Origin of the sequence: Bacillus sp. CH_70 (genome assembly GCF_038007045.1) — a bacterium.
GTDB lineage: Bacteria > Bacillota > Bacilli > Bacillales > Bacillaceae_G > Bacillus_A > Bacillus_A cereus.
Window position 1 is genome coordinate 4,934,388 of the sequence record NZ_JBBOWL010000001.1, and the last position, 25,309, is coordinate 4,959,696.

Here is a 25,309-nt window from a genome sequence, read left to right on the forward strand (position 1 = left end):
TTTGACAAACTATTTAGACTTAGCGACGCAAGAAGAATTAGAAATCATGTTACAAGAATACCCTGGTACAATACTTTTCATTAGCCATGATCGTGCCTTTATTCGCTCTGTTGCAGACCATATTCTACAAGTAGACGAGAGTGAACCAAGGGTATTCCACGGTAATTACGAACAATACACAAAAAGAACAACGGGGGATTCTGTAAACGTTACTGAACAAGAACTATTACGATTACAAACAAAACTAACAGAAATCATTGGCCGAGTTTCCATACAAAATCATCACGATGACATCACATCTCTCAACCAAGAATACGAAACATTATTAGCTCAAATCCGGAAATGTAAGGAAGCGCTCTAATGTCTTCCCTATATATCGACAAGGCCTTCCGCATTTCCCAAGAAATATTGAAACTTCGACATAGAATATAAAAAGCCGTGCATTGAAGTGACCCCTAAAAGTTAGACACGGTTATTTCATTAGGCAGCTTGATAAAAATGAGTCCGGTATTGCACCGGGCTCATTTTTAATTTTGCTTTTATCCGTTTTGTATTGTAATAATCTATATATTTTTCTAATTCTATTTTGAAGTGCTCTACACTTTCAAACTCTTTTATGTAGAGAAACTCAGACTTCATGATTCCAAAGAAATTCTCCATTACTGCGTTGTCATAACAGTTGCCTTTACGAGACATACTTTGTACGATACCTCTTTTTTGTAATGCGTGACGGTACTGTTTCATTTGATAATGCCACCCTTGATCTGAATGCATCATTAGTTGGTGATTTTCAGGTAAACCTTCTAATGCTGTCTCTAACATTTCTGAAACAAGTGAATACGTCGGTCTAGAGCCAATTGTATAGGTAATGATTTCACCATTATACAAGTCTAATACAGGTGATAAATAAAGTTTCTCACCGAATAATTTAAATTCTGTAATATCGGTTACCCATTTTTCATTTGGCGTATCTGCCGTAAATTTACGCTCTAAAATATGAGATGCAATTTTACCGACTGTTCCTTTATAAGATTTATATTTTTTCATACGTACAAGACATTTTAAACCTAACTCTTTCATAATTCGTTGCACTTTTTTATGATTCACTATTTGATTACGATTGGCTAACTCATCACGAATACGACGATATCCATAACGACCTTCGTGTTCATCATAAATCGCTTTAATTTCTACTTTTAAATCGGCATCTGGATCGATTCTATCCATTTGTTTTACATAAAAATAATAGGTGCTTCGAGGGATATCCGCTAACTTTACTAATTCTTTCACTTGAAACTCATGCCTTAATTCATAGACTACTTGTGCCTTGTCTTGTTTGGTGATTTTTCCTTGTTTTGAACTAAGGCATTCAACTTTTTTAAATACGCATTTTCCATACGTAAGCGTTCTAATTCAGCTTGTAACGCTTCAACTGAACCTTCTGCCGGAATCTTTTTAGTATCATGTTTTGTGTTTTTATTTTTCATGGATGGACGCCCCTTTTTCTTTGGTTCAAGGGCATCTAAGCCACCTACTTCAAATTGCTTCTTCCATTGATAAACCGTTGTAAAAGAAGGAATCATGAAGATAGCCGCTGTATCCATTAACGATATACCCGATTGAGCCATAAAATTTAGTACGTCTAGTTTAAACTCTGCGGTGTAATTTGTATAGACCTCGTGTAAACCTTCTTCTCCATGGAGTTCGTATAAGCGTAACCAGTATTGAAATTGTGCCTTTGTAATATGCATCTGTTTTGCATATTCTGCTTGAGAAATTATTTTCGGATTAAATCCTTGAACGAGCGTTAACTTTAAATCCTTCGTAAATTTTGTCATACAAAAAACTGCACCTCCAATTGTTAGACTGTGTCTAACAATTGGGGTGCAGTTCACATTAGCACGGCTTTTTACTTTAAATACGAACAGCAGTCCCGCTCACTGCAACCATTAGCATCCCTTCGCGAACTACTTCATAATCCACGTCGATACCGACAATTGCATTTGCATTTTTTTGTCTTGCGAAAGTTTTCATCTCTTCCATTGCGATGTCACGCGCTTCTTTTAATTTACTTTCATAAGCGCCAGCACGACCGCCGACAACGTCACGGACAGAGGCAAAAAGGTCACGAACGATATTCGCGCCCATAATCGCTTCTCCATTGACGATATCGATATACTCAATAATTTCTTTTCCTTGAATTGTAGACGTTGTTGTTACAATCATACTTTATTTCCTCCCATATGAGATTTTTACCTACTTATGGTGCACTAATTCAGTACAAATTATATTTACGAACTAAACTGAGCTTCGTATAACCTACTGTATCCTCCGCCACGCTCAATTAATTCATCATGTGAACCTTGTTCTGCAATACCGTCTTTATTTACAACGACGATTCGATCTGCATTTTTAATCGTTGCAAGTCTGTGAGCGATAACTAACGTTGTACGACCAGCTGCTAATTCAGCAAGTGATTTTTGAATTGCAAGTTCCGTCTCAGTATCTAGTGCGGAAGTAGCTTCATCTAGTATTAAAATTGGCGGGTTTTTCAAGAACATACGAGCAATTGCTAGACGCTGCTTCTGTCCACCAGAAAGTTTTACACCACGCTCACCGATAACAGTATCTAAACCGTCTGGTTGTGAGTAAATTAAATCTTCTAACTGCGCACGTTTTACTGCCTGCCAAATTTCAGCTTCTGACGCCTTTAAGTTCCCGTAAGCAATATTTTCACGAATTGTTCCTGAGAATAAGAACACATCTTGCTGCACAATTCCAATTTGCTTACGAAGTGAAGATAATGTCATATCTTTCGTATCAATACCATCAATTTGAATTGATCCAGATGATTGCTCATAAAAACGTGGTAATAGGCTACATAACGTCGTTTTCCCTGCTCCTGATGGTCCAACGAACGCAACCGTTTCACCTGCATGTATGTTCAAACTAATATCATTTAAAATCGGTTCTTTATTTTCATATCCGAACGTAATGTTGTTATATTGAATATCACCATGTACTTGTTTAACTTCCATTGCATCTTTAGAGTCTACAATGTCAGGCTCTGTTTCAAGAAGCTCTACATACCTTTTAAAACCAGCGATTCCTTTCGGATAGCTTTCGATTACCGCGTTAATTTTTTCAATTGGACGGAAGAAAATATTCGTTAATAGAACGAATCCGATAAATCCACCGTATGTTAATTCTCCTTGCAGAACAAACCATGTACCGCATATTAATACGAAGAGCGTTACGAGACGCATGAGCATATAACTAATCGATGAATTTAAAGCCATAATTTTATACGCCATTAATTTCGTTGTACGGAAACGAGCGTTGTTCACAGCGAATTGCTCTTTCTCAAACTTTTCATTTCCGAATGCTTGTACAACGCGAATACCACCAACGTTGTTCTCAATACATGCATTGAAATCAGCAACGTCTGAGAATAAACGTCTAAATGTACCTGTCATTTTTTTATTGAAGTAAAGTGCTAACCATAATAGGAATGGAATGACGAAGAACGTTAATAACGCTAACTTCCAGTTGATCATCATCATAAATGAGAATGCCCCAACTAAAGTCATTACGGCGATAAATAAATCTTCTGGTCCATGGTGAGCAATTTCCCCAATTTCCATTAAATCGTTTGTCAGGCGCGAAATTAAATGACCTGTTTTATTATTATCAAAAAATCTGAATGATAGCTTTTGAATATGATCAAATAATTTCTGCCTCATATCTGTTTCAATGTTAACACCAAGCATATGTCCCCAATATGTAACGACATATTGTAAGCCTGCATTTAACATATAAACTGCGAGTAAACCGAAACAAGCCCATAAAATAAGCGTCCAGTTTTGCCCTGGCAATAACTTATCAATAAATTGATTTACGATAAGCGGGAAGCCGAGTTCTAATAATCCTGCGACAACCGCACAAGAAAAGTCGAGTATAAATAAACCTTTATACGGTTTATAGTACGAGAAAAATTTACGCAGCATATCTTACCTCCATTTTCCAAAATTAAAAAGACTCCCTAAATGATAACCATTATCAAATAATTATTCAAGTTATCCGTCTATGAAACTGAAAATAAGCTTTGCGATAGCTGTCGTTTTTGGCCGGAAAGTCGATATATTCGAATAATCGCCGATATATTTCGAGTTACGCTGATATATTTGCAAAATCGCCGATATAAATTTCATTTACTAACTACCCTCCCCCCAAAAAACAAAAAAAGGTACCACCACAAGGTGATACCATTCCTTCTATTACATCGCTTCTGAATCCCACTCATGCTCCTGTTCAACGAATACAATACCTAATTCGTGATGTCCACCAGCATATAATGCAGTTTGTGCAAGACGAAGCTCACCATTTGTATCTAATACTTCTAATTTACAAAATGCTCCTGTCGTCTTCGTTTGAAGCGCATCATAAAATTCCTCGGCGCTTTTTGGAATGACTCCATTTACTTTCGTAATAATTTCTCCAGGCAGTAATTTCAGCTCTGCTCCAATTGTATTTGGAATTGTATCTAGTACAATGAGCCCATCATTGCGTGCAGCAAAATACGCTGGTCTTGTTTCATCGGCAATTTTCTCTTGCATCGAAATTGTGAAACGCCCAAGCATCGCGACTCCCATCGCGATAATTGCAAGTACGTGCCACCAGTAACTTGCGATTCCTAAAACGAGCACAAGTCCTGCTAATCCATAAACACGTCTTCCTGTAAATAATAAAGCTTCCGTCGGCTCATAACTTTTAATCTTTCTCATAAACCCAATTAAAAATGGAACGAGGAATAGAGAATATGTATTTGAACCTATTGAAACGACAGGCCACCATGAAATAAACTGCGTTACCGCATCACCCGGTACAAGAATAAAAATAGGAACGATCCATAAACGCTTTGATTCGTGTAAACCAATCTTTAATCCACGCTTCCCCTTCCTAATCTTCGGTGTAGAGTATCCTACCGCGTTTTTAGAAATCAATAAGCCTTCTACAATAAGCATAACGCCTAGTAAAATAGCAAGGGATACAATGGTACTCTCTTCACCTTCTCGAAGCTGTAAGAAGGAAACTGGTAGCTTAGAAGATAATAGAACACATACAATCGCAATGCTAAATGTATAAGCCGCCGATAAATATCGATACATAGCCGTTAATCCAAATAGTAATGTCCAAATTAAAATGGCCCATAAGCTTGCTTTAGAAACAACAAGTCCAAGCCCAATCGTAATAATAGATACTACTAATCCGTATCCAATCCCTGCAAATAGAGAGGTTCGCAGTTCAAACCAAATATCATAAACTTTAAAAGAAAAATCTTTTCGTTCTCTTAACATACGTAAGTATCCAACGAAGATACTACTTATTACAAATATATAGACAGCAGGGTGTAAGAAAAAACGTCCAACTGCCCGCATTATTTCAAAAATCCACGCCTCCACGAACTCATTCACCACCATTTATATCATTCTTTCTTTTTATATTATCACAACTAAACAAACGTTTGTTTAACACAAAAAAATACAGGCAGCAAACTGCCTGTATTTCTTCTTATTTTGCCATTAACTTTAATGCTGACTGTAATTGTAAATCATTTTCTCCAGAACGGATTTTTTCGATAATTTTAGTTTGAATCGCTTCAGCTGTCTTTTTATCAAGCTGTCCTGTCGCTTCCATCTCATTCGCATTTTGGAATGCTTTCAGCGCCGATTCTGTCTCTTTACTAAAGTATCCATCTTCACGACCTGGTACATACCCTAAGCTCTTAAGCATTTCTTGAGCATGTTTTACTTGTACATCATTTGAATTGTATGAAAGTGTTTTTTCAATTTGAATTGGTGTCGCATGATAATAATTTGGTTGCTTCACTTCTACTGTTGGTGCGATTCCTTTTTTATGAATCCAGTTCCCATCCGGTGTTAACCATTTAAACATCGTTAATTTAATGTTGCTGCCGTCTTTAAATGGAACAGCTTGCTGGACAGTACCTTTACCAAATGTTTTTTCACCAATTAAATCGTATCCTTCTCCTTCTTTCAGCGCACCCGCTAAAATCTCTGAAGCAGAAGCACTTCCATTATCAATTAATACTGAAATTGGATATGGTTTTCTCTCTTTCAGTTCCGTAGAGAATTTCTTCTTCTCACCATTTCGCTGCTCTACTTGTAGCATTGGCTTTTTATTCGTCATAATTTCCCCTAGTATATCTTCTACACTATTTAAATAGCCACCAGGATTACCACGCACGTCAATAACTAAGCCTTTTATATTTTTCTTCTCTAACTCTTTTAACTGATCCTTAAATTCCTTCGCTGTATTTTCAGCAAAAGAAGTGATTTGCATATAACCGATATCTTTTCCACTCTCTTGCTTCACAGAACTAAACACTGTAAAGATTGGAATCTTTTCACGCTTAATTTTAAATACAATCGGATCAGTTACTCCCGCACGTTTAATTTCAATTGCGACAGTCGTTCCCTTTTTACCACGAATTTTTAATACCGCTTCTTCACGTGATAAGTCTTTCACACTGTTTCCATCTACAGATAAAATTTGGTCATTCGGTTTAATTCCTATCTTTTCTGCTGGTGAACCTTTAATTGGCGATACGATAATAAGCTTATCGTCCGTCTTGTTCACCTCAGCCCCAATCCCCTCTAATTCAGGATCAAGCGATTCACTAAACTGTTTGGCTGTTTCTTTATCCATATACGTGGAATAAGGGTCCTTCAGCGTAGACAACATACCTTGTATTGCACCTTCAACTAACTTTTCATCTTTCACGTCTTCCACATAACGTGAATCAATTAGTGCATACGCCTCATTAATTTTTGCCAAATTCCCTTGCGCAGTGCTAGCATTCCCACTCGAAATTGTTTGCGTTACTTCTGCTGGGGTAACCCCAAATACAGACATGCCTGCAAACATTCCGCCAGCACCAATTAAAAATGCAACAACCATTCCAATAATTGCAACTCTACGTTTCAATGCGGAATTCCCCTTTCCAAAACACACAGGTGGTGTAGCAAAAGGCATCACACAGTGTGTGATGCCTTTACCTATTTCTACTATATGATAAGCTTGTACGAATTATGTTTGCAACTTTTTATACTTTTAAGAAGCGACGAATTGACATTACACTTCCCCACATACCGATTAAAGCACCGATTAACACTAGTAAACCAGCTAATTGGAATACGAAAGGACTGTATGGTAGAAGCTCGAAAATTGTTCCGCCAAGTTTTTCGTTAAACACACCTTGCAACGAATTATACGTAACTAGAATTAGGCCAATTGGAATAATTGATCCTAATACTCCTAAGAATAATCCCTCTAGCAAGAATGGCCAACGAATAAACCAGTTTGTTGCACCAACAAGTTTCATAATTTCAATTTCTGTACTACGAGCATAAATTGTAATTTTAATTGTATTAGAGATTAAGAACATCGCTGTGAATAAAAGACCAGCAATTAACGCAATCCCAATGTTACGACCAGTTTTTACAGTATCAAATAATCGTTCAACTTGCCCTTTTCCGTACTGAACATTACTGACAAACTGCATTTTTTCAACTTTCTTCGCGATTGTCGCTGTATCTGTTGGTTCTTTTGCTTTTACAACGAATACGTTTTTAAGTGGGTTATCTTGTTCAAATAACTCAAACGTTTTTCCACTATCACCTAAGCTTTTAATTAAACGTTTTAACTCTTCTTCTTTAGAAGAATATTTAATAGAATCTACTTTTGCAATCTTACTCATATCTTCTTCTAATTTCTTTTGATCCGCTTCTTTTGCAGCTGGATCAATGTGTACACGAATCTCTACATCTTGCTCTACTTTCGTCGCAAAATGGTTCATATTCATAATCGCTGTTAAAAAGACACCTACAAGTAATAATGTAACTGTTACTGCACTAACAGAAGCAAATGTCATCCATCCGTTACGTGATAGATTCTTTACACCTTCTCGCAAATGTCGACTAAGGGTCTTAGCCTTCATATCCGTATCCTCCCTCAATCTCATCTCGAACAATTTTTCCGCCTTCAATCGCGATTACACGATGACGGATTGTATTTACGATATCTGCATTATGCGTCGCCATAACGATCGTTGTGCCGCGCTCATTAATGCGAGTAAAAATATTCATAATATCAAGAGCTGTTTCAATATCTAAGTTACCTGTTGGCTCATCGGCAATTACAACCTTTGGTCTATTTACAATTGCTCTTGCAATAGCCACACGTTGTTGCTCCCCGCCCGAAAGCTCACTTGGAAGTGCGTCTGCACGATCTTCAAGGCCTACAAGACCTAGAACTTCTGTTACACGCTCACGAATTGCATCCGGTTCTTCTTCAATTACTTCTAAAGCAAACGCAACATTCTCATATACCGTTAATTTAGGTAGCAATTTAAAATCTTGGAAAATTACGCCTAATTGACGACGAAAATACGGAACGTCTCTTTCTGCCAATGTTTCGATAGTAAGTCCATTTACATTAATAGATCCTGTAGATGGTTTCTCTTCACGATACATCATTTTAATAAATGTAGATTTTCCGGCTCCACTCGGTCCAACTACGTATACGAATTCACCTTGTTTAATGTTAACTGTAAGACCAGCAATGGCTTTCATACCATTCGGGTACTCCTTATAAACATTCGTCATTTTTATCATTATTTATCACCCAATACTTAATGATTTTTTTCGAAATACTTTTCTGTACATCTGAAAATAAAAGACATCCTTCATTTTCACTTATTCATCCTTGTTGAAGGTAGTTTACTTATGCTTTCTCATAAGCAATACCACTCTATGTAATATATTTCAGCAAAATTCTACAAACCCCATTGTAACATCAAACGGTTTCCAATTTGGATACATTTTTGTTACAGTTATGTTACATTCCAGAAAAAGGAAAACGAGTTGAATATATTATCAACTCGTCCATTTCACCTTTTTTATTTATGTTCTGCTAACCATTCAGATACTTTTTTCGCATCTTCACCTTGAATAAGTCCTGGTGACATTGAACCGCGGCCTTTTTTAATAATCTCTTCGATATCTGCGGCGTCGTACTTACCGCCCACTTTTCTTAAATCAGGTCCAGTTGCCCCTGATAAATCTGTTGCGTGACATCCAGCACAACTTCTTTGGAAAATTTGTTCTGCGCTGTCTGTGCTTGCAGACTGTTTCGAAGACTTACTCTCTTCTTTATTTCCGCATGCTCCTAAAGTAAAAACAACCGATGTCCCTAGCGCAATAGCCAACAATTTCTTTTTCACTTCTATCGCTCCCCATTGTTGATATTCTTTTTATTCCTAACACACTCATTTTCATTATAAGCATTATCTTTATATAGAAAAACTAAGGTGTATTTCATATTCCTCAAAAATACAGTGAGAACCTTGATAAAATAAAGCTTTCATAAGTTGTTTCAATTCTGTGAACAACTTAAAAAACTTCTATAAAGAATCCTTTTTAAAAGGAAAATTAGAAAAGTTCTATATAAATCTTCACCCTATTACCGCTCTATTTTACTATTCTCTACTTTTTACAAAACAATATACAGCATTGTAATCTACATATAATCCCATCAAAAAGAGAAGTTGTCGTTTCCAACTTCTCTTCCTCTTTACTTCATCTATAAAAATAAAATCAAATGCCTTATATCCTCTATATCCTCAGCATGCGCCAACAATTTTGTTGGCTTTTTTTCGCTTATTAGATGCGAGAACGTAAGTAAGCATCAATAAATGGATCAATCTCTCCATCCATAACTGCTTGTACGTTACCAACCTCCGTATTTGTACGGTGGTCTTTTACAAGAGAATACGGGTGGAATACGTAAGAACGGATTTGGCTACCCCATCCGATTTCTTTTTGTTCCCCACGGATTTCATCTAATTGTGCCTGTTGCTCTTCTAGTTTCTTTTGATATAATTTCGCTTTTAACATCTTCATCGCATGCTCACGGTTTTTAATTTGTGAACGCTCTGACTGACACGTTACAACTGTATTTGTCGGTGTATGTGTAATACGAACTGCTGAATCTGTCGTATTTACGTGCTGCCCACCCGCTCCACTTGCGCGGTACGTATCAATTTTTAAATCTTCTGTACGTACTTCGATTTCAACTTCATCATTGAACTCTGGTACAACTTCACAAGATACAAACGATGTATGACGACGACCTGAAGAATCGAATGGTGAAATACGTACAAGACGATGTACACCTTTCTCTGCTTTTAAGTAACCGTAAGCGTTATGACCTTTAATTAATAAAGTTACACTCTTAATACCAGCTTCATCACCTGGTAAATAGTCAACCGTTTCTACTTTAAAACCACGTTTTTCAGCCCAACGTGTATACATACGTAATAACATAGAACCCCAGTCTTGTGACTCAGTTCCACCTGCACCTGGATGTAATTCTAAAATCGCATTATTTTTATCATAAGGATCACTTAATAGTAACTGAAGCTCATACTCATTCATTTCTTGAATTAAGCCTTTTACTTCTGATTCTAATTCCTCATGTAAATCTTCATCATATTCTTCTTTTAAAAGCTCATGCGTTACTTCTAAATTTTCGAACGTCTCATCTAACTGACGGAAACTTCCAACCATATCTTTTAACGCATTCGCTTCATTAATTACAACTTGTGCGCCTTGTTGGTCATCCCAAAATCCTGCGCCCATCATTTTTTCTTCTAATTCTGCAATTTGGTTCTCCTTAGTAGGGAGGTCAAAGAGACCCCCTAAAAGCCGCTAATCGCTTAGCCATTTTCTCTAATTCCTGTCTAATTTCTACTAATTCCATTTCCTTCACCTCTATGTAATTGCTGTTACTTTCGTATGAAAACAAGGGAAACTCTCTCCACTTATTACGGAGAGAGTTTAATTCTTCTTAATTATACATTTTTGATATAAAAGTTTGCAAAGCAGCCAAAGCTACCGCCCTATATTACTGAACAATACCACAGCAGTTTTTATATTTTTTACCGCTACCACATTTACATAAATCGTTGCGGCCCACTTGGTCACCTTTTACAACTGGCTTTTTCTTCGCTTCTTCGCCATCTCTAGATGGATGAACAGCTTCACCTTGAACAACTTCTTGACGTTCTAAGTTTTGTTCAATTTCAGCTTTCATAATGTAACGAGAAATTTCCTCTTCAATAGAAGCAACCATTGACTCGAACATCGCGAATCCTTCCATTTGGTACTCACGAAGTGGATCAATTTGACCGTAAGCACGTAAATGAATACCTTCACGAAGGTGATCCATCGCATCAATATGCTCTGTCCATTTCGTATCTACAACGCGGAATACAACAACCTTCTCAAACTCACGCATTTGCTCTTCTGGCATAAGCTTTTCTTTGTCATTATAACGCTCTATTAATTTCGCGATAATCGGTTCGCTCATTTCCTCAGGAGCAAGGCGACGTAATTCTTCTTCTTTTATGTCTCCTTCTTGAAGAAGGTTTGTATTTAAGTAGTCAACAAGACCTTTAATGTTCCAATCCTCTTCAATTTCCTCTTGTGTATGAAGCGCAACAGCACGTTCTACTGTAGATTTCATCATACCTTCAATAATGCCACGTAAGTTTTCCGATTCCATTACTTCTTGACGTTGCTTATAAATAACTTCACGTTGCTGACGAAGTACATCATCGTATTGTAATAACTGCTTACGTGCATCATAGTTATTTCCTTCAACACGTTTTTGTGCAGACTCTACCGCACGAGAAACCATTTTACTTTCAATTGGCTGAGAATCATCCATACCAAGACGATCCATCATTGCTTTCATATTATCTGAACCAAATCGGCGCATTAATTCATCTTCCATTGATAAGTAGAACTGCGTCACACCAGGGTCCCCTTGACGACCAGCACGACCACGTAACTGATTATCAATACGACGGCTTTCATGACGTTCTGTACCGATAACTGCTAGACCGAAGATTTTCACATCGTCTCCAAGCTTGATATCTGTACCACGACCAGCCATATTCGTTGCGATCGTTACAGCACCTTTCATACCAGCTTCTGCAATGATATCTGCTTCACGCGCATGGTTTTTCGCATTTAAAATGTTATGACGTACACCTTTACGTGTTAACATTTTTGAAATAAGCTCTGAAGTTTCAATTGCAACTGTACCTACAAGAATAGGTTGCCCTTGTTTATGACGATTCACAATATCCTCAACAACTGCATTGAACTTACCTTCCATTGATTTAAAGATTAAATCGGCACGATCATCACGAATAATCGGTTTGTTTGTTGGAATTACGATAACATTCATATTGTAAATACTACGGAATTCTTCTTCTTCCGTTTTCGCTGTACCAGTCATACCAGATAACTTTTCATACATACGGAAATAGTTCTGGAACGTAATTGTTGCAAGCGTCATACTTTCATTTTGAATTTCTACACCTTCTTTTGCTTCAATCGCTTGGTGCAAACCTTCGCTATAGCGACGACCTTTCATAAGACGACCAGTGAATTGGTCTACAATTACGATTTCGCCCTCTTGTACAACATAATCTGTATCACGATGCATAACAACGTGTGCACGAAGCGCCTGATTAATATGGTGAAGAAGTGCTACATGTTTTAAATCGAATAAGTTTTCAATATGGAAAGCTTTCTCTGCTTTCGTAATACCATCTTCAGTTAACATTACATTTTTCGTTTTCACATCAAATGAATACTCTTTTTCATTTTCTAACGTACGAACGAATGCATTTGCAAACATGTATAGCTCTGTTGATTTTTGAGCTTGTCCTGAAATAATAAGCGGCGTACGTGCTTCATCGACTAAAATAGAATCGACTTCATCGATAATAGCAAAGTGAAGTGGACGTTGAACGCACTGCTCTTTATATAAAACCATGTTGTCACGTAAGTAATCGAATCCAAGCTCATTATTTGTGCTATACGTAATATCAGCAGCATAAGCCTCTTGTTTCTCTTCGCGTGACATACTATTTAAGTTAATTCCTACCGTTAAGCCAAGGAACTCATGAAGTTGTCCCATTTCGTTCGCATCACGTTGTGCTAAGTATTCATTGACTGTAACAACGTGAACACCTTTTCCTGTTAAAGCATTTAAATATACAGGTAATGTAGATGTTAACGTTTTACCTTCACCCGTTTTCATCTCAGAAATATTCCCTTCATGTAAGGCAATACCACCCATTAACTGTACGCCATATGGACGCATTCCAAGAACACGAGTTGCCGCTTCGCGAACAACTGCAAAAGCTTCAGGTAGTAGATCATCTACTGTTTCACCTTTTGTTAGACGTTCTTTAAATTCAAGCGTCTTTCCTTTTAATTGTTCATCAGTTAGTGGCTTAATAGATGACTCTAATGCATCAATTTGCTCAACTGTCTTTTGCATACGTTTAATTTGGCGTTGGTTTACATCAAACACCTTTTTTAAAATACCGATCATAGGAAATACGCTCCTCTTTTATTAAAATAAAACTTCCGATTGTTTTTCTTTTTCTCTATTACAATCAGTCGTTGTAAAAATCAAATGTATGTTATGCCAATTTTTCTCCTAATTAAAAAAACTAAAATGTATATACCTAATGATAATTGTAACACTTGTCTTATAACTATGACAACAATCGGCCGAATGTCTCGTTCTAAATTAAGAAAAGTTTTTTAAAAATCTATTTTCAGCAAAAAAAGCGCAGCCATTTCGGCTGCGCTTTTGAATTATTATTTAGTTTCGATTAAACCGTATTTCCCATCTTTACGGCCATATACAACATTAGTTTCATTTGTATCAGCATTTGTGAAGACGAAGAAATTATGTCCTAGCATATCCATTTGTAGGATCGCTTCTTCAACGTCCATCGGTTTTAAATCGAATCGTTTTGTACGTACAAGTTCTAATTCATCCTCTTCTACCGCATCCAGAACAGCTACTGCTTCCGGAAGGATAAAGTTCGTTTTCACAGAACCTTTCTCACGTAACTTACGATTTACCTTTGTTTTATGTTTACGAATTTGTCGCTCAAGTTTATCAACTACTAAATCGATAGCAGCGTACATATCGCTATTAGTTTCTTCTGCACGAAGTAATAAATCAGTAAATGGTATTGTTACCTCGACACGTTGCTTGTCAGAGTATACTTTTAAATTAACTTTAATCTCTGGGAATGTATCAAAATAACGCTCTAACTTACTTAGTTTTTTCTCTACATATTCCTTTAATGCTGGAGTTACTTCAATATTTTCACCACGAATGTTGAATTTCATAGATGAATTCCTCCTTTCAAGCCTATGTACTATAATTTCGACACTGGCTTAAAAACTCCTTCTAACTTTTTTAAAAAAATTAGTGGAATTGCGATTTTTTTATCGTTTTTTGTTGAAATGAAAAGATGCATCGTTTCTATCTTTATTTTATCCTATTAACATCGTGAATAACGAATATAACTGTGGACAATTCGTTACAGAAAAGCAACAACTTTTTGACAACTTACCCTATAACAAAAAACCCCTTGCGAAAAACAAGAGGTTCTACTACATATATATAACGTTGCCACAAACGCAGCTTTCTCTTCCCAAAACAATATCCCCTACAGTTTCACAACATTAGCTGCTTGTGGTCCACGTGCTCCATCTACAATGTCAAACTCTACTTGTTGCCCTTCTTCTAATGACTTATACCCATCTTGTTGAATAGCAGAAAAATGGACAAATACATCGTCACCATCTTCACGCTCAATAAACCCAAATCCCTTTTCTGCATTGAACCATTTCACTCTTCCTTGCATGTTCATTCCATTCCCTTCACTCTAAAAATCAGGGCATTCGCCCCATATTTTGACTATAACGAATGACAACATATGAAGTCAAAGAAGACTTATCGCCTTTTTATTATCCCTTTCGACACTGCCATATTAACTTCTACAAAGTGTCAAACTAGATACTTCCCTTGCCCCTCTTTCATATAACAAACTTCCGATTTGCCTAACTGTAATTCCAGTCGTATACACATCATCAACGAGTAAAATATGTTGCCCAGAAAACATCTCTTCTCCCTGAAAATAAAAAGGATTGCTTCCTGACACCCTTTCTTTACGTGTCTTCTTACTTTGCTTTTCTGTTTCCCTTCTTCTTAATGATGGATAAGAAATTTTGACAGGTAAACAAGTTGCTAATAACTCAGCTTGATTAAAACCACGTTCAACTTCCCTTTCCTTACTAAGCGGAACAGCGATAACGGTTGAAACATTAGCAAAATACTTTTGAAATAAACTTCGAAAAGGACGATAAAAAATGCGCACTAACTCTGCATCCCCCCGAAACTTAAACTGCGCTACTATTTCTTTCATCTCATCATCATACATATATAACGAACGGTTTTTAAAAGAACGATACTTCGCCTCTTTCATCCACCTTAGACAATCTATACAAATACCGTCTTCTTGAAATGAGGCAGGAACATATTCTAAAGGCCGCCCACACTCCATGCAAATTTCTCCTATAATATAGGAAAGTTTCTGCTCACATCTATCACATATATATTTTCTATGACACTTTACAAAAAAATTGTACCAACTAACCGTTTCTACAAAACACTCATCACAAAGTAAACAATGCATTAATCGATCAATCCTTGTTCTTTCGCATTTTTATTCATACCTTGAATATGTTTTTTCGCGCGCACCATCGCCTCTGTCTTACCATAGTGAAAATAAACGACCTCTCCATGCGGTGCTTCAAAGCTCCGCCCTGCTCGGCCCGCAATTTGTACGAGTGCACTTTCTGAGAATATTTCTTCTTCCGCCCCTAAAACCGCTACTTGCAAATTTTTTACTGTTACGCCTCGCTCTAAAATTGTCGTTGTAACTAATAATGGGATTTCTCCTTTTCTGAAAGCCGCTACTTTTTCTTTTCTACCCGGATCTTCTGCATGTACACCTTCAATTCGCTTGTTTAATGACTTTAACAACAGGCTTATCTCTTCTATATATCGCACATGGGGAACAAATAAAAAAATAGGATATTTTTTATTTAAGTACGTTTGTAACCACTGTAGTAAAACTCGAGGAATTCTTTTATGAATGAGGCTTTTTTTCCAATTCCCGCACCAACAAAATAAAGGAACTGGCAAAGGATGACGGTGATATCGTCCAGAAACAATAACACCTTTTTGTTCACCTCTTCTAAATTTTCGCTTCCACGTTTCATCTGGAGTCGCAGTTAAATAAATACGCGCCGCTCTTTCTTTCATCGCTTGTTTTACCGCGTACTGTAACATTTGATCTGCACAATATGGAAAAGCATCTATCTCATCTACAACCATGACATGAAACGCCCTATAATAACGCAATAATTGATGCGTGGTTGCAACGACTAGTACTGCATCTTTTTCTTTATCCACACTCCCTCCATATAAAGCCGCTACCTTTATATATGGAAATACTTCTTGTAATCTCGGTGCTAATTCCAGAACAACATCCGTTCTCGGCGTTGCGATACAAACTCTTTCTCCTTTTTGAAGCGCTTCGTTAATACCGTAAAACAACATCTCTGTTTTCCCAGCCCCGCATACAGCCCAAATAAAAAATGATTCTTTTCGCTTAATAGCCTCTATAACTCCTTGCGCCGCCAAATTCTGACCAGTAGACAACGTTCCGTTCCACTGTAACAAATTTGAATTCTTTTCTCTCTTTCTTTCAGCAATCCCGCGAACAAGTACAGCACATTCACTTACTCTCCCCATCGTTATACACTTCCGGCAATATGCGCACACTTTACTGCACCTTTTACATAAAAACGACGCAAATAGCCGCCGATCTACATTTCCGCAGCGTTGGCACATATATTTAGAATTCTTCTTTTTTACACCTTGTACACATACGATCTCTCCCTTCTTTTTCAAATCGTTTAATTCCCTCTGTAAATCTGAAGAAAGTTCGTCTAATAGCAACTGTTTCCCCGCTAGCATCAACAATCACCTCCAGCACTACTATAAACCTTTCTCATCATCTCGTAAAAACTCAAAAAAGCCGATAACCTACTTATAAAATAGTAAGCTATCGACTTTATACACGTTTTTTATTCTTTTATAAACCCTAGAATCGACCGTATCCTAAGAAATGTTTTTGGTTATATGAGCTGTTAATATCACCGTACGCAATTCCTTTATCACTAGCATGAATCATTTGACCATTACCAACGTAAATACCGATGTGAGATGGACCTGCTTTATAAGTACCTTGGAAGAATACTAAGTCTCCTGGTTGTGGGCTACCTACTTTAGAAACTGAGTTCCAGTAACCTGCAACGTCTTGACGACCTACACCAAAAATGTAAGAAATGAATCCACTACAATCAAAACCACCGTTTGATGGAGATGCACTTCCCCAAACATATGGTAAACCTAAGTAGCTTTGCGCTTTACCAATTACGCCACCCACATTTGGAGCTGGCTTTTTCTCTTCTTGTTTAGGTGCTTCTTTCTTAGGCTCTTCTTTTTTTGGTTCCTCTTTTTTAGGTTCTTCTTTTTTAGGCTCTTCTTTTTGAGCTTGTCCACCATTGTTTGCTGGTGCAGCTTGCTCTGCAGGTGCTTGTGCTGGCTGAGCTTGCGCAGCTTTAGCAGCTTGCTCTGCTTGTTTTTGAGCAGCAGCTTCTTGTGCAGCTTTTGCTTGTGCTTCTTCTTCTGCAATGCGTTGTAATTGTAACGCTTGTTTCTCAAGCTCTTTCAATTGACCTTCCGTACTTGTCATTGAAGTTACAACTGTATCCATTTTACCGCTTAAATCGTTTACCGCTGTTGCTTTTTTCTCTTTTTCAGCGTCAAGTTCTTTCTTAGCAGTTTCAATTTGAGCTTGTGCTTCTTTTAATTCTTTTTGTTTCTCTTTTACCGTTGCAACATCTTTTTTCACACTAGCTTGGTCTTCTTGTTGTGTTTTCATGATATCTTCATCAGACTCAAGAATTTTAGAAACAGAAGTTAAACGATCAACTAAATCTGCAACGTTTTTAGAGTTTACAAGAACTTCTGTTACAACGTTCGTATTTGGCTGTTCTTGAAGTGCAACTAAACGCTTTCTTAATAACTCTTCACGTTTTGCAATCTTCGTTTGTAATTCTGCAATATCTTTATTTTTCTTTTCAATTAATTGCTCAGTATCAGAAACTTTTTTCGTTGTTTCATCAAGCTTTGCAGCATTCTCTTGAACAGACTTATCTAAACCTTGAATTGTTTTGTTTAAGTCATTCATTTGTTTTTGTAATTCATCACGTTCTTGTTGTTGTTTATGTAAAGTGTCATTTTGTGTATTAATTTGTGATTTCACGTCAGAAATTTTATCTTCTGCAAATACATTTGGTGTTAGCCCTGAAAACATTAACCCTGCAACTAATGCGCAAGATGCCATTTTTAGCTTTTTCATTTTATTTTTTACACCGCTTTCTTTTTTCTTTTTCCGTATATAACCTATAAAATTTATACCATAATTCGGGATTTTTTTTGCTAATGTTACGTTTTTGTAAAACAAATGTAATATTATATGTAGCTCTAGCGCAAAATTCGTATATTTTTGTATGTGTGTGTAGAAATTTGCATACTTTTCTTACTTCTATAAACAAAGAAAAAACGTAAGGAATCCCTTACGTTTTATTAAATATACGAATACAAATGAAATGCTACTTCATCCATTTCTCAGCCCAATTTTGGACCTCATCCATAACACTTTCTAACGCTTTTCCCTTGTCAGTTAAGCCATACTCGATTCGAACTGGTACTTCTGGATAGACATTACGAACTACAATGCCCTCGCTTTCCAATTCCTTCAAACGCTCTGACAACATACGATCGCTCATATTTGGGATAATATCTGCGATTTCTCTAAAACGTTTCGACTCTTCAAGCAAAGATTTAATAATTAAGCCAGTCCACTTCTTACTAAGCAGAGTAAAAGCTGACTCAAACTTTGGACATAAACAAGAATTATGCTCCATATGTTTCACCTCTCTTCTATTATAATATAGTTTCTTGTAAAAAGTAAGTTATAAAACTTTCCTCATTATTTTATTTTACGTACATTTTACCATTTCCAAATATTAACTTGTCAACTAAACGTAACATACCCGTAAAAAAACCCTCTTAAAAAGAGAGCTTTTTATATCTTTATTACTTCGTATACCATCCAAGACCTAATGCACCTTCACCTAAGTGCGTACCAATTACAGCTCCAAAATAACCTGTACGAATTGTGACGTGAGGATATTTTGCTTCTAATTCTTTCTTCCATTCATTCGCTTCCTCTTCACGTTGCGCATGAATGATAACTGCTTCCATAGGTACACCTTTACTTGCTTGCTCATCAAAAATTTCAATGATACGTTTTAATGCTTTTTTACGTGTACGAATCTTTTCAAACGGAATAATGATTTTATCTCTAAAATATAAAACTGGCTTCACTTGTAACAGACTGCCGATGAAAGCTTGCGCGCTATTTAATCGACCACCACGTTGTAAATGATGTAAATCATCAACTACAAAATAGGCGTCCATCGTTTTCTTCATTTCATCAAAACGAGCAATAATCTCTTTTGGACTCTTTCCTTCACTTGCTAACCTTGCACCTTCACGCACATAAAATCCTTGTACTTCACAACTAATTTCAGAGTCATACGTGTATACATCAATACCCTCTACCATCTGTCCAGCTGTCGTTGATGTTTGATATGTACCACTAATTCCACTTGATAGGTGAATACTAATAACTGCATCATAATCTTTAGCTAGTTCTTCATATAGCTCAACAAACTTTCCGATTGCTGGTTGAGAAGTTTTTGGAAGTTCCTCTTGTTCACGTACTTTCACATAAAAATCATCTGCTGAAATTTCAGCTTCTTCTTGATAAGATTCTGTTCCAAACACAACGTTTAATGGAATCATATATATATTGAGTTCATCACGGATTTGCTTCGGTATATATGCTGTACTATCAGTAACAATAGCTATTTTCATTTTCGTACCTGCCTTATAAAAAGTTTTATTTCCTAATTTTACACGAAAACTACAAATGGTGCATCCATACAGGGAAATGCCGGTTGAAATTATACTCACCATCTCGACAAATTACAACAAAAAGATAAAATACTCACCAAAAACTTCAGCCTATTTAGAAAAAATGTTTGAATATAAAAAGGCTCGCTTTTAAAATGGAAAGTACTAGTCATTTTGATAGATAGGGGCGTATACAAGTGCTATTACAATATTTAACAATCAAAGACTACGGCGAACACGAAATCGTCATTCAAAAATCAAGATTTATTTGTTATATTAGCCGAGCAACGACTGAGGAAGAGGCTCAAGAATTTATACAAAAAATAAAAAAACAGCATTGGAATGCAACACATAATTGTTCCGCTTATTTAATTGGCGAACAAGATCATATTCAAAAAGCAAATGATGACGGCGAGCCTAGCGGTACAGCTGGCGTACCAATGCTAGAAGTACTAAAAAAACGTGGGCTAAAAGATACCGTCGTTGTCGTAACACGCTATTTTGGTGGCATTAAACTTGGCGCAGGTGGATTAATTCGTGCATATGGAAAGTGTACAAGCGAAGGCATTAATCATGTCGGTGTTGTCCAGCGAAAACTAATGCGTGTGATGCAAACCGAGATTGATTACACATTACTTGGCAAAGTAGAAAATGAATTACGTAATTCAAAATATGCCATTAAAGATATACATTATCTAGAAAATGTCACATTTGATACTTATGTAGAAGAAGACGGCAAACAAGCATTTACAAATTGGATGATTGAATTAACAAACGGGAAATGTACAATTACAGAAGGAGATATGTTGTACTTAGAACAAGATGTTATCTAAGCATAACTCTTTTATCACCTTCAAAGATTAATGTAGTGAATTACTTCCCTACAAATGAACTAACGAACTAAGGAGATTATATATGGAAGAACGTTATTATCATCTCCAAAATAGCAGAATAAAAAAGAAGCGAAGAAGGAAACTTTTCTTCTTCCTTATTTTCGCATTTTTATTTGGCAGCATAGGAGTTTATGTGTTAAATTCTTACTCTTCTCTTATGGGGATGTATAGTGGTTTTACTCGTGAAAAATCGGATTTAAGAAACAAAGATGTAGAAATTACAAAGGAACCTTTTACAATTCTCATTATGGGTATAGAAGATTATGCGACAGACGGTCAAAATGGTCGTACAGACTCATTAATGTTTGCAACAGTCAATCCGAAAACTCAAAAGATTTCACTTATGAGTATTCCTCGTGATTCTCGAGTTAAAATTGTTGGTAAAAATAAGGAAGACAAAATTAACGCTGCCCATGCTTACGGCGGAGAAGAAATGGCAATCAAAACTGTCGAAGGCTTTCTAAAAGTTCCTGTAGACCATTATCTTAAAATTGATTTCCAAGGCTTTAAAGGTATCGTTGATGCTGTCGGCGGCGTTACGGTTGACGTACCCTTCGATTTCTGGGAGCGCTCTGACGTAGATTACTACAAAAAAATTCAATTTAAGCAAGGACAGCAAAACTTAAACGGTGAAGAAGCACTTGCTTACGTCCGTATGCGAAAGCAAGATCCAAATGGCGATTATGGTCGAGCTGCTAGACAAAGACAATTACTGGCCGCTGTTGCTCATAAACTAAACTCCACCTCTACTGTATTTAAAATTAAAGATTTAACAGCTGTCGTTGGAAAATATATAAAAACCGACATTCCTATTTCAGACGGACTTGCTCTTTACAATAAACTTTCTGGATTTGATCCTTCTACAATGCAAACGTTAAAGCTTGAAGGCGAAGACAAAAAGATAGGCGGTATTTATTACTTCCTTCCAGATCCAATCAGTGTAGAAACGGTGCGTAACGAAATTGAAAAAGAATTAGGGGAAAAAGCAAAAAATCCAACTACAAAAAACAACTCAAATCCTGATTCAAATTCAAGTTCTAATTCTAACGAACAAGCAAAAAAAGAAACAAACCAAAATAAAACACCAACTGATCCGCCACCTTCTACAAATGCTCATGCAGAGTGGATTATGCGCAATCAGCCGTAACAAAAAGGCCCAATCTATCCGATTGGGCCTTTTTTATTTACTTATTAAAGTGTTGTAAAATTGCTTCTACAATGCGCTCTGATGCACGACCATCACCGTAAGGGTTAGATGCTTTCGCCATCTTATCATGAGCCTCTTTATCTGATAACAACTCATCTGCAAGACCAAAGATTGTCTCTTCGTCTGTTCCTGCTAATTTCAGCGTACCTGCTTCAATACCTTCAGGGCGCTCTGTTGTATCACGAAGAACAAGAACTGGTACCCCAAGTGATGGAGCTTCTTCTTGTACACCGCCAGAATCCGTTAACATTAAGTATGAACGAGCTGCAACATTGTGGAAATCAATTACATCTAGCGGCTCAATTAAATGAATACGATTATGTTCACCTAAAATTTCATTTGCTATTTCACGAACAACAGGGTTCATATGAACAGGGTACACAACTTGTACATCTTCATGCTTATCAACAAGACGCTTAATTGCACGGAACATATTACGCATCGGTTCACCTAAGTTTTCACGACGGTGAGCTGTCATAAGTACAAGACGATCATTTCCAAGTTTCTCTAGTACAGGATGACTATATGTTTCTTTTACAGTCGTTTGCAGCGCGTCAATCGCTGTATTTCCTGTGATGAAAATACGTGACTCATCTTTATTTTCCTTCTGTAAGTTCGTTGCTGATTTTGCTGTTGGTGAGAAATGAAGATCCGCCATTACACCTGTTAATTGACGATTCATCTCTTCTGGGTATGGAGAATACTTATCCCACGTACGAAGGCCCGCCTCAACATGACCTACTGGAATTTGATTATAAAAAGCAGCTAAGCTTGCAATAAATGTTGTTGTTGTATCACCATGTACAAGTACAATATCCGGCTTCGCTTCTTTCATTACTTTATCCAAACCTTCTAAACCGCGCGTTGTAACATCAATTAAAGTTTGGCGGTCTTTCATGATATTTAAATCGAAATCTGGCGTAATTCCAAAGATATTTAATACTTGATCTAACATTTGGCGATGCTGTGCTGTTACAGTCACAATCGATTCAATTTTTTCTGGGTGTTTTTGCAACTCTAATACAAGAGGTGCCATTTTAATTGCTTCTGGACGTGTCCCGAAAATTGTCATTACTTTTAAACGTTCAGTCATGTGATTGCCTCTTTTCTTTCACTAATTACAGCTTCTATTATGACATATAAAAATATGCATGAGTACATCCCTTTTTAACGCATAACAGAAACTTTTCTATTACAAATACTTTTTCTGCCCACCGAGTAATAATCTATCTTTTGTTTCTTAACATCTTCATCAGTATAACAATTTCTCCCATCGAATAAAATAGGCTCTCTCATAAGTTGTACGTACTTTTCTAACGGGTACACTCGAATAGCTTCCCATTCTGTTACGATAAAAACCGCACTCGCATCTCTAATCGATTCATCTATACATCTACTATATTGTATAGCATCTCCAAATATATTTTTCACATATTGAATTGCTTTTGGGTCGTAAAGAACAATATCTGCACCTATATTAAGTAATGCTTCTATTATAATAAGAGATGATGCTTCTCTAATATCATCCGTATTCGGTTTAAAGGATGCGCCAAGAACTGCAATCCGCTTTTTATTCATGTTCATAACTTTTTTCGCTTTTTCAATCAATAGCAGCTGTTGCTTATTATTTACTTCAATGACCGCTTTTAACAAACGAAAATCATGAGCAACATTTCCCGCAATTTGCACCAGTGCTTTCGTATCTTTCGGGAAACATGATCCCCCATATCCAATGCCCGCATTTAAAAAAGATGCACCAATTCTCTTATCCATTCCCATCCCTTTGGCAACATCCAATACATTTGCGCCTACCTTCTCACATATATTTGAAATTTCATTAATGAAACTAATCTTTGTAGCTAAAAAGGCATTCGATGCGTATTTAATCATCTCTGCACTTTTAATATCTGTAACATACGTTTCTAAGCATAATTGGCTATACAAACTCTCTACTCTTCTTGCTACTTCCTCACTATCCGCTCCAATTACAATACGATCTCCATGAAAGAAATCATAAATACCTGAACCTTCACGCAAAAACTCTGGATTCGATACGATATGTACTGTATGCCTCCCTTTTAAATTCCCCTCAATCCATTCCTTCATTACATCATTTGTACCTACTGGAACTGTACTTTTCGTAACAACAATAATATCGTTTGTCGCATATAATCCAATATCGTTACAAGCACTCTGAATATACGTTAAATCCGCCGTCCCATCTAATAAAGGTGGTGTTCCAACTGCAATAAATATAAACTCTACATCATCAAATGCCTCTTCTTTATTTGATGTAAAAGTTAAAGCATTATTCTCATATGCATAATTTATTAATTCATGTAATCTAACCTCATAAATAGGTAAATCCCCTTGTTTTATCCGTTCAATTTTTTCATCATCTATATCAAAACATGTAACTGAATGCCCCAACTTTGCCAATCCAACTCCTGTAATCAATCCAACATATCCAGTACCTATTATCGTAATTTTCATTTCCTTTTCGCACAGGAATTTACAATAGAAAAGATATGAAATACAGAATTCTCCCTGTGCTTCCCCCTCTCACATTAAAAATGAGAAAACCCTTTTCCTTCTTCATTATATGAATTACTTCCCTCATTCTTTTTAAAGTTTTTGTAAAATTAAATGCACTATAATATAAAGTGAAACTTTAATCAGTCGGGCTTTTACGGGCAGTTGATCCCCACCTAACTTCTTTGCTTCGCTGAATTTTGAGGAGGGGGTCTTACTGCCCGTTAATGCGGGATAAAGTGAAACTTTAATTAGTAGGAATGGGGCTACTAGTTGACGCGAGATAAATTCCCACATTTTAACATGAAACTTACTCATTTCTACGTGTAACACTTATAATACTGAACTAAAAGTATTCACTATCGAAGAAAAAAAGGAAATGTCATATTCCAAAGTCCAGTACGATTAACCTTCTCATATGATGCAACATTCTATATACAATTGTCATATATTCTATCCGCTTCCATTAACCGTAAAGAGAAAAAAAGATTGAATTCTAATCTTTTTGTGATACCATATGTTATGAGCCTGTAAATAAACATCATAATTTTCAGATAAATATATTTTCAAAAAAAAAAATTACGTTAGAATATAA

At 36.5% G+C, this 25,309-nt stretch carries 22 protein-coding genes; 3 read left to right on the forward strand and 19 right to left on the reverse strand.

Features of this window, described 5'->3' with window-relative positions; all coding sequences use genetic code 11:
• Position 1: 1 nt before the first annotated feature.
• Positions 2-361 (forward strand): macrolide transporter, encoded by a 360-nt coding sequence (locus tag N2V79_RS25365; RefSeq protein WP_017656400.1) that lies wholly within the window; start codon positions 2-4, stop codon positions 359-361.
• 119 nt (positions 362-480) lie between these two features.
• On the opposite strand, the gene N2V79_RS25370 is transcribed toward N2V79_RS25365, so the two are convergent.
• From N2V79_RS25370 to N2V79_RS25450, 17 genes are all read right to left on the reverse strand, one after another.
• A protein-coding gene (locus N2V79_RS25370; protein WP_284558962.1) for an IS3-like element ISBce18 family transposase occupies positions 481-1,838 on the reverse strand; the annotation gives its coding sequence in 2 pieces (ribosomal slippage) (positions 481-1,382 and positions 1,382-1,838; 1,359 coding nt in all).
• A 76-nt stretch (positions 1,839-1,914) separates the two neighbouring features.
• Positions 1,915-2,226 (reverse strand): heavy metal-binding domain-containing protein, encoded by a 312-nt coding sequence (locus N2V79_RS25375; RefSeq protein ID WP_000637523.1) that lies wholly within the window; start codon positions 2,224-2,226, stop codon positions 1,915-1,917.
• A gap of 65 nt (positions 2,227-2,291) precedes the next feature.
• Positions 2,292-4,007: an ABC transporter ATP-binding protein gene (locus N2V79_RS25380; protein WP_000944629.1), complete on the reverse strand. Its 1,716-nt coding sequence runs from the start codon at positions 4,005-4,007 to the stop codon at positions 2,292-2,294.
• Between the two features lie 270 nt (positions 4,008-4,277).
• The gene (locus tag N2V79_RS25385; protein WP_053563366.1) at positions 4,278-5,480 is read right to left on the reverse strand and encodes a PDZ domain-containing protein; all 1,203 of its coding nucleotides are present in this window, start codon (positions 5,478-5,480) and stop codon (positions 4,278-4,280) included.
• 91 nt (positions 5,481-5,571) lie between these two features.
• The gene (locus tag N2V79_RS25390; protein WP_000830318.1) at positions 5,572-7,008 is read right to left on the reverse strand and encodes a S41 family peptidase; all 1,437 of its coding nucleotides are present in this window, start codon (positions 7,006-7,008) and stop codon (positions 5,572-5,574) included.
• A 118-nt stretch (positions 7,009-7,126) separates the two neighbouring features.
• Positions 7,127-8,020 carry a permease-like cell division protein FtsX gene (ftsX, locus tag N2V79_RS25395; protein WP_000645028.1) on the reverse strand — a complete coding sequence of 298 codons (894 nt, stop codon included), beginning with the start codon at positions 8,018-8,020 and terminating at the stop codon, positions 7,127-7,129.
• On the reverse strand, positions 8,010-8,696 hold the full coding sequence (ftsE, locus tag N2V79_RS25400; RefSeq protein WP_000594319.1) for a cell division ATP-binding protein FtsE: 687 nt from the start codon (positions 8,694-8,696) through the stop codon (positions 8,010-8,012). The genes ftsX and ftsE overlap by 11 nt, the downstream gene beginning before the upstream one ends.
• Positions 8,697-8,980: 284 nt before the next feature.
• Entirely contained in the window at positions 8,981-9,304 is a 324-nt protein-coding gene (gene cccB / locus N2V79_RS25405; protein ID WP_000727975.1) for a cytochrome c551, read from the reverse strand.
• 439 nt (positions 9,305-9,743) lie between these two features.
• Positions 9,744-10,842 (reverse strand): peptide chain release factor 2 gene (prfB, locus tag N2V79_RS25410; RefSeq protein ID WP_096001455.1). Its coding sequence is split into 2 segments (ribosomal slippage): positions 9,744-10,769 and positions 10,771-10,842, totalling 1,098 coding nucleotides; the frame shifts between segments, so codons are not numbered across the junction.
• 144 nt (positions 10,843-10,986) lie between these two features.
• Positions 10,987-13,494 (reverse strand): preprotein translocase subunit SecA, encoded by a 2,508-nt coding sequence (gene secA / locus N2V79_RS25415; protein ID WP_340720293.1) that lies wholly within the window; start codon positions 13,492-13,494, stop codon positions 10,987-10,989.
• 272 nt (positions 13,495-13,766) lie between these two features.
• Positions 13,767-14,309: a ribosome hibernation-promoting factor, HPF/YfiA family gene (gene hpf, locus N2V79_RS25420; protein WP_000671193.1), complete on the reverse strand. Its 543-nt coding sequence runs from the start codon at positions 14,307-14,309 to the stop codon at positions 13,767-13,769.
• A gap of 323 nt (positions 14,310-14,632) precedes the next feature.
• Complete coding sequence (gene cspC / locus N2V79_RS25425; RefSeq protein WP_001990088.1) at positions 14,633-14,830, reverse strand: cold shock protein CspC; 198 nt, start codon at positions 14,828-14,830, stop codon at positions 14,633-14,635.
• 126 nt (positions 14,831-14,956) lie between these two features.
• Entirely contained in the window at positions 14,957-15,661 is a 705-nt protein-coding gene (locus tag N2V79_RS25430; RefSeq protein WP_071713846.1) for a ComF family protein, read from the reverse strand.
• Positions 15,661-17,010, reverse strand: a complete 1,350-nt coding sequence (comFA, locus tag N2V79_RS25435; RefSeq protein WP_340720294.1) for an ATP-dependent helicase ComFA — start codon at positions 17,008-17,010, stop codon at positions 15,661-15,663. Before comFA ends, N2V79_RS25430 begins: the two co-directional genes overlap by 1 nt.
• Positions 17,011-17,137: 127 nt before the next feature.
• Positions 17,138-18,565 carry a C40 family peptidase gene (locus tag N2V79_RS25440; RefSeq protein WP_000499486.1) on the reverse strand — a complete coding sequence of 476 codons (1,428 nt, stop codon included), beginning with the start codon at positions 18,563-18,565 and terminating at the stop codon, positions 17,138-17,140.
• Between the two features lie 148 nt (positions 18,566-18,713).
• A complete protein-coding gene (locus N2V79_RS25445; RefSeq protein ID WP_000400857.1) occupies positions 18,714-19,028 on the reverse strand; it encodes a winged helix-turn-helix transcriptional regulator in 315 nt (104 codons plus the stop codon).
• A 172-nt stretch (positions 19,029-19,200) separates the two neighbouring features.
• Entirely contained in the window at positions 19,201-20,043 is an 843-nt protein-coding gene (locus tag N2V79_RS25450) for a DegV family protein (RefSeq protein WP_000684727.1), read from the reverse strand.
• A gap of 236 nt (positions 20,044-20,279) precedes the next feature.
• On the opposite strand from N2V79_RS25450, the gene N2V79_RS25455 reads away from it, so the two are divergent.
• Together N2V79_RS25455 and N2V79_RS25460 are read left to right on the forward strand one after the other, a co-directional pair.
• Positions 20,280-20,915 (forward strand): YigZ family protein, encoded by a 636-nt coding sequence (locus N2V79_RS25455; protein ID WP_000926670.1) that lies wholly within the window; start codon positions 20,280-20,282, stop codon positions 20,913-20,915.
• Between the two features lie 82 nt (positions 20,916-20,997).
• Positions 20,998-22,122, forward strand: a complete 1,125-nt coding sequence (locus tag N2V79_RS25460) for an LCP family protein (protein WP_069356509.1) — start codon at positions 20,998-21,000, stop codon at positions 22,120-22,122.
• A gap of 37 nt (positions 22,123-22,159) precedes the next feature.
• Here the strand turns inward: N2V79_RS25460 and wecB are convergent, their stop codons facing one another.
• Both wecB and N2V79_RS25470 read right to left on the reverse strand, forming a co-directional pair.
• Positions 22,160-23,275 (reverse strand): non-hydrolyzing UDP-N-acetylglucosamine 2-epimerase, encoded by a 1,116-nt coding sequence (wecB, locus tag N2V79_RS25465; protein ID WP_000140121.1) that lies wholly within the window; start codon positions 23,273-23,275, stop codon positions 22,160-22,162.
• A 74-nt stretch (positions 23,276-23,349) separates the two neighbouring features.
• Positions 23,350-24,675 carry a UDP-glucose dehydrogenase family protein gene (locus N2V79_RS25470; RefSeq protein ID WP_340720295.1) on the reverse strand — a complete coding sequence of 442 codons (1,326 nt, stop codon included), beginning with the start codon at positions 24,673-24,675 and terminating at the stop codon, positions 23,350-23,352.
• Positions 24,676-25,309 lie beyond the last annotated feature (634 nt).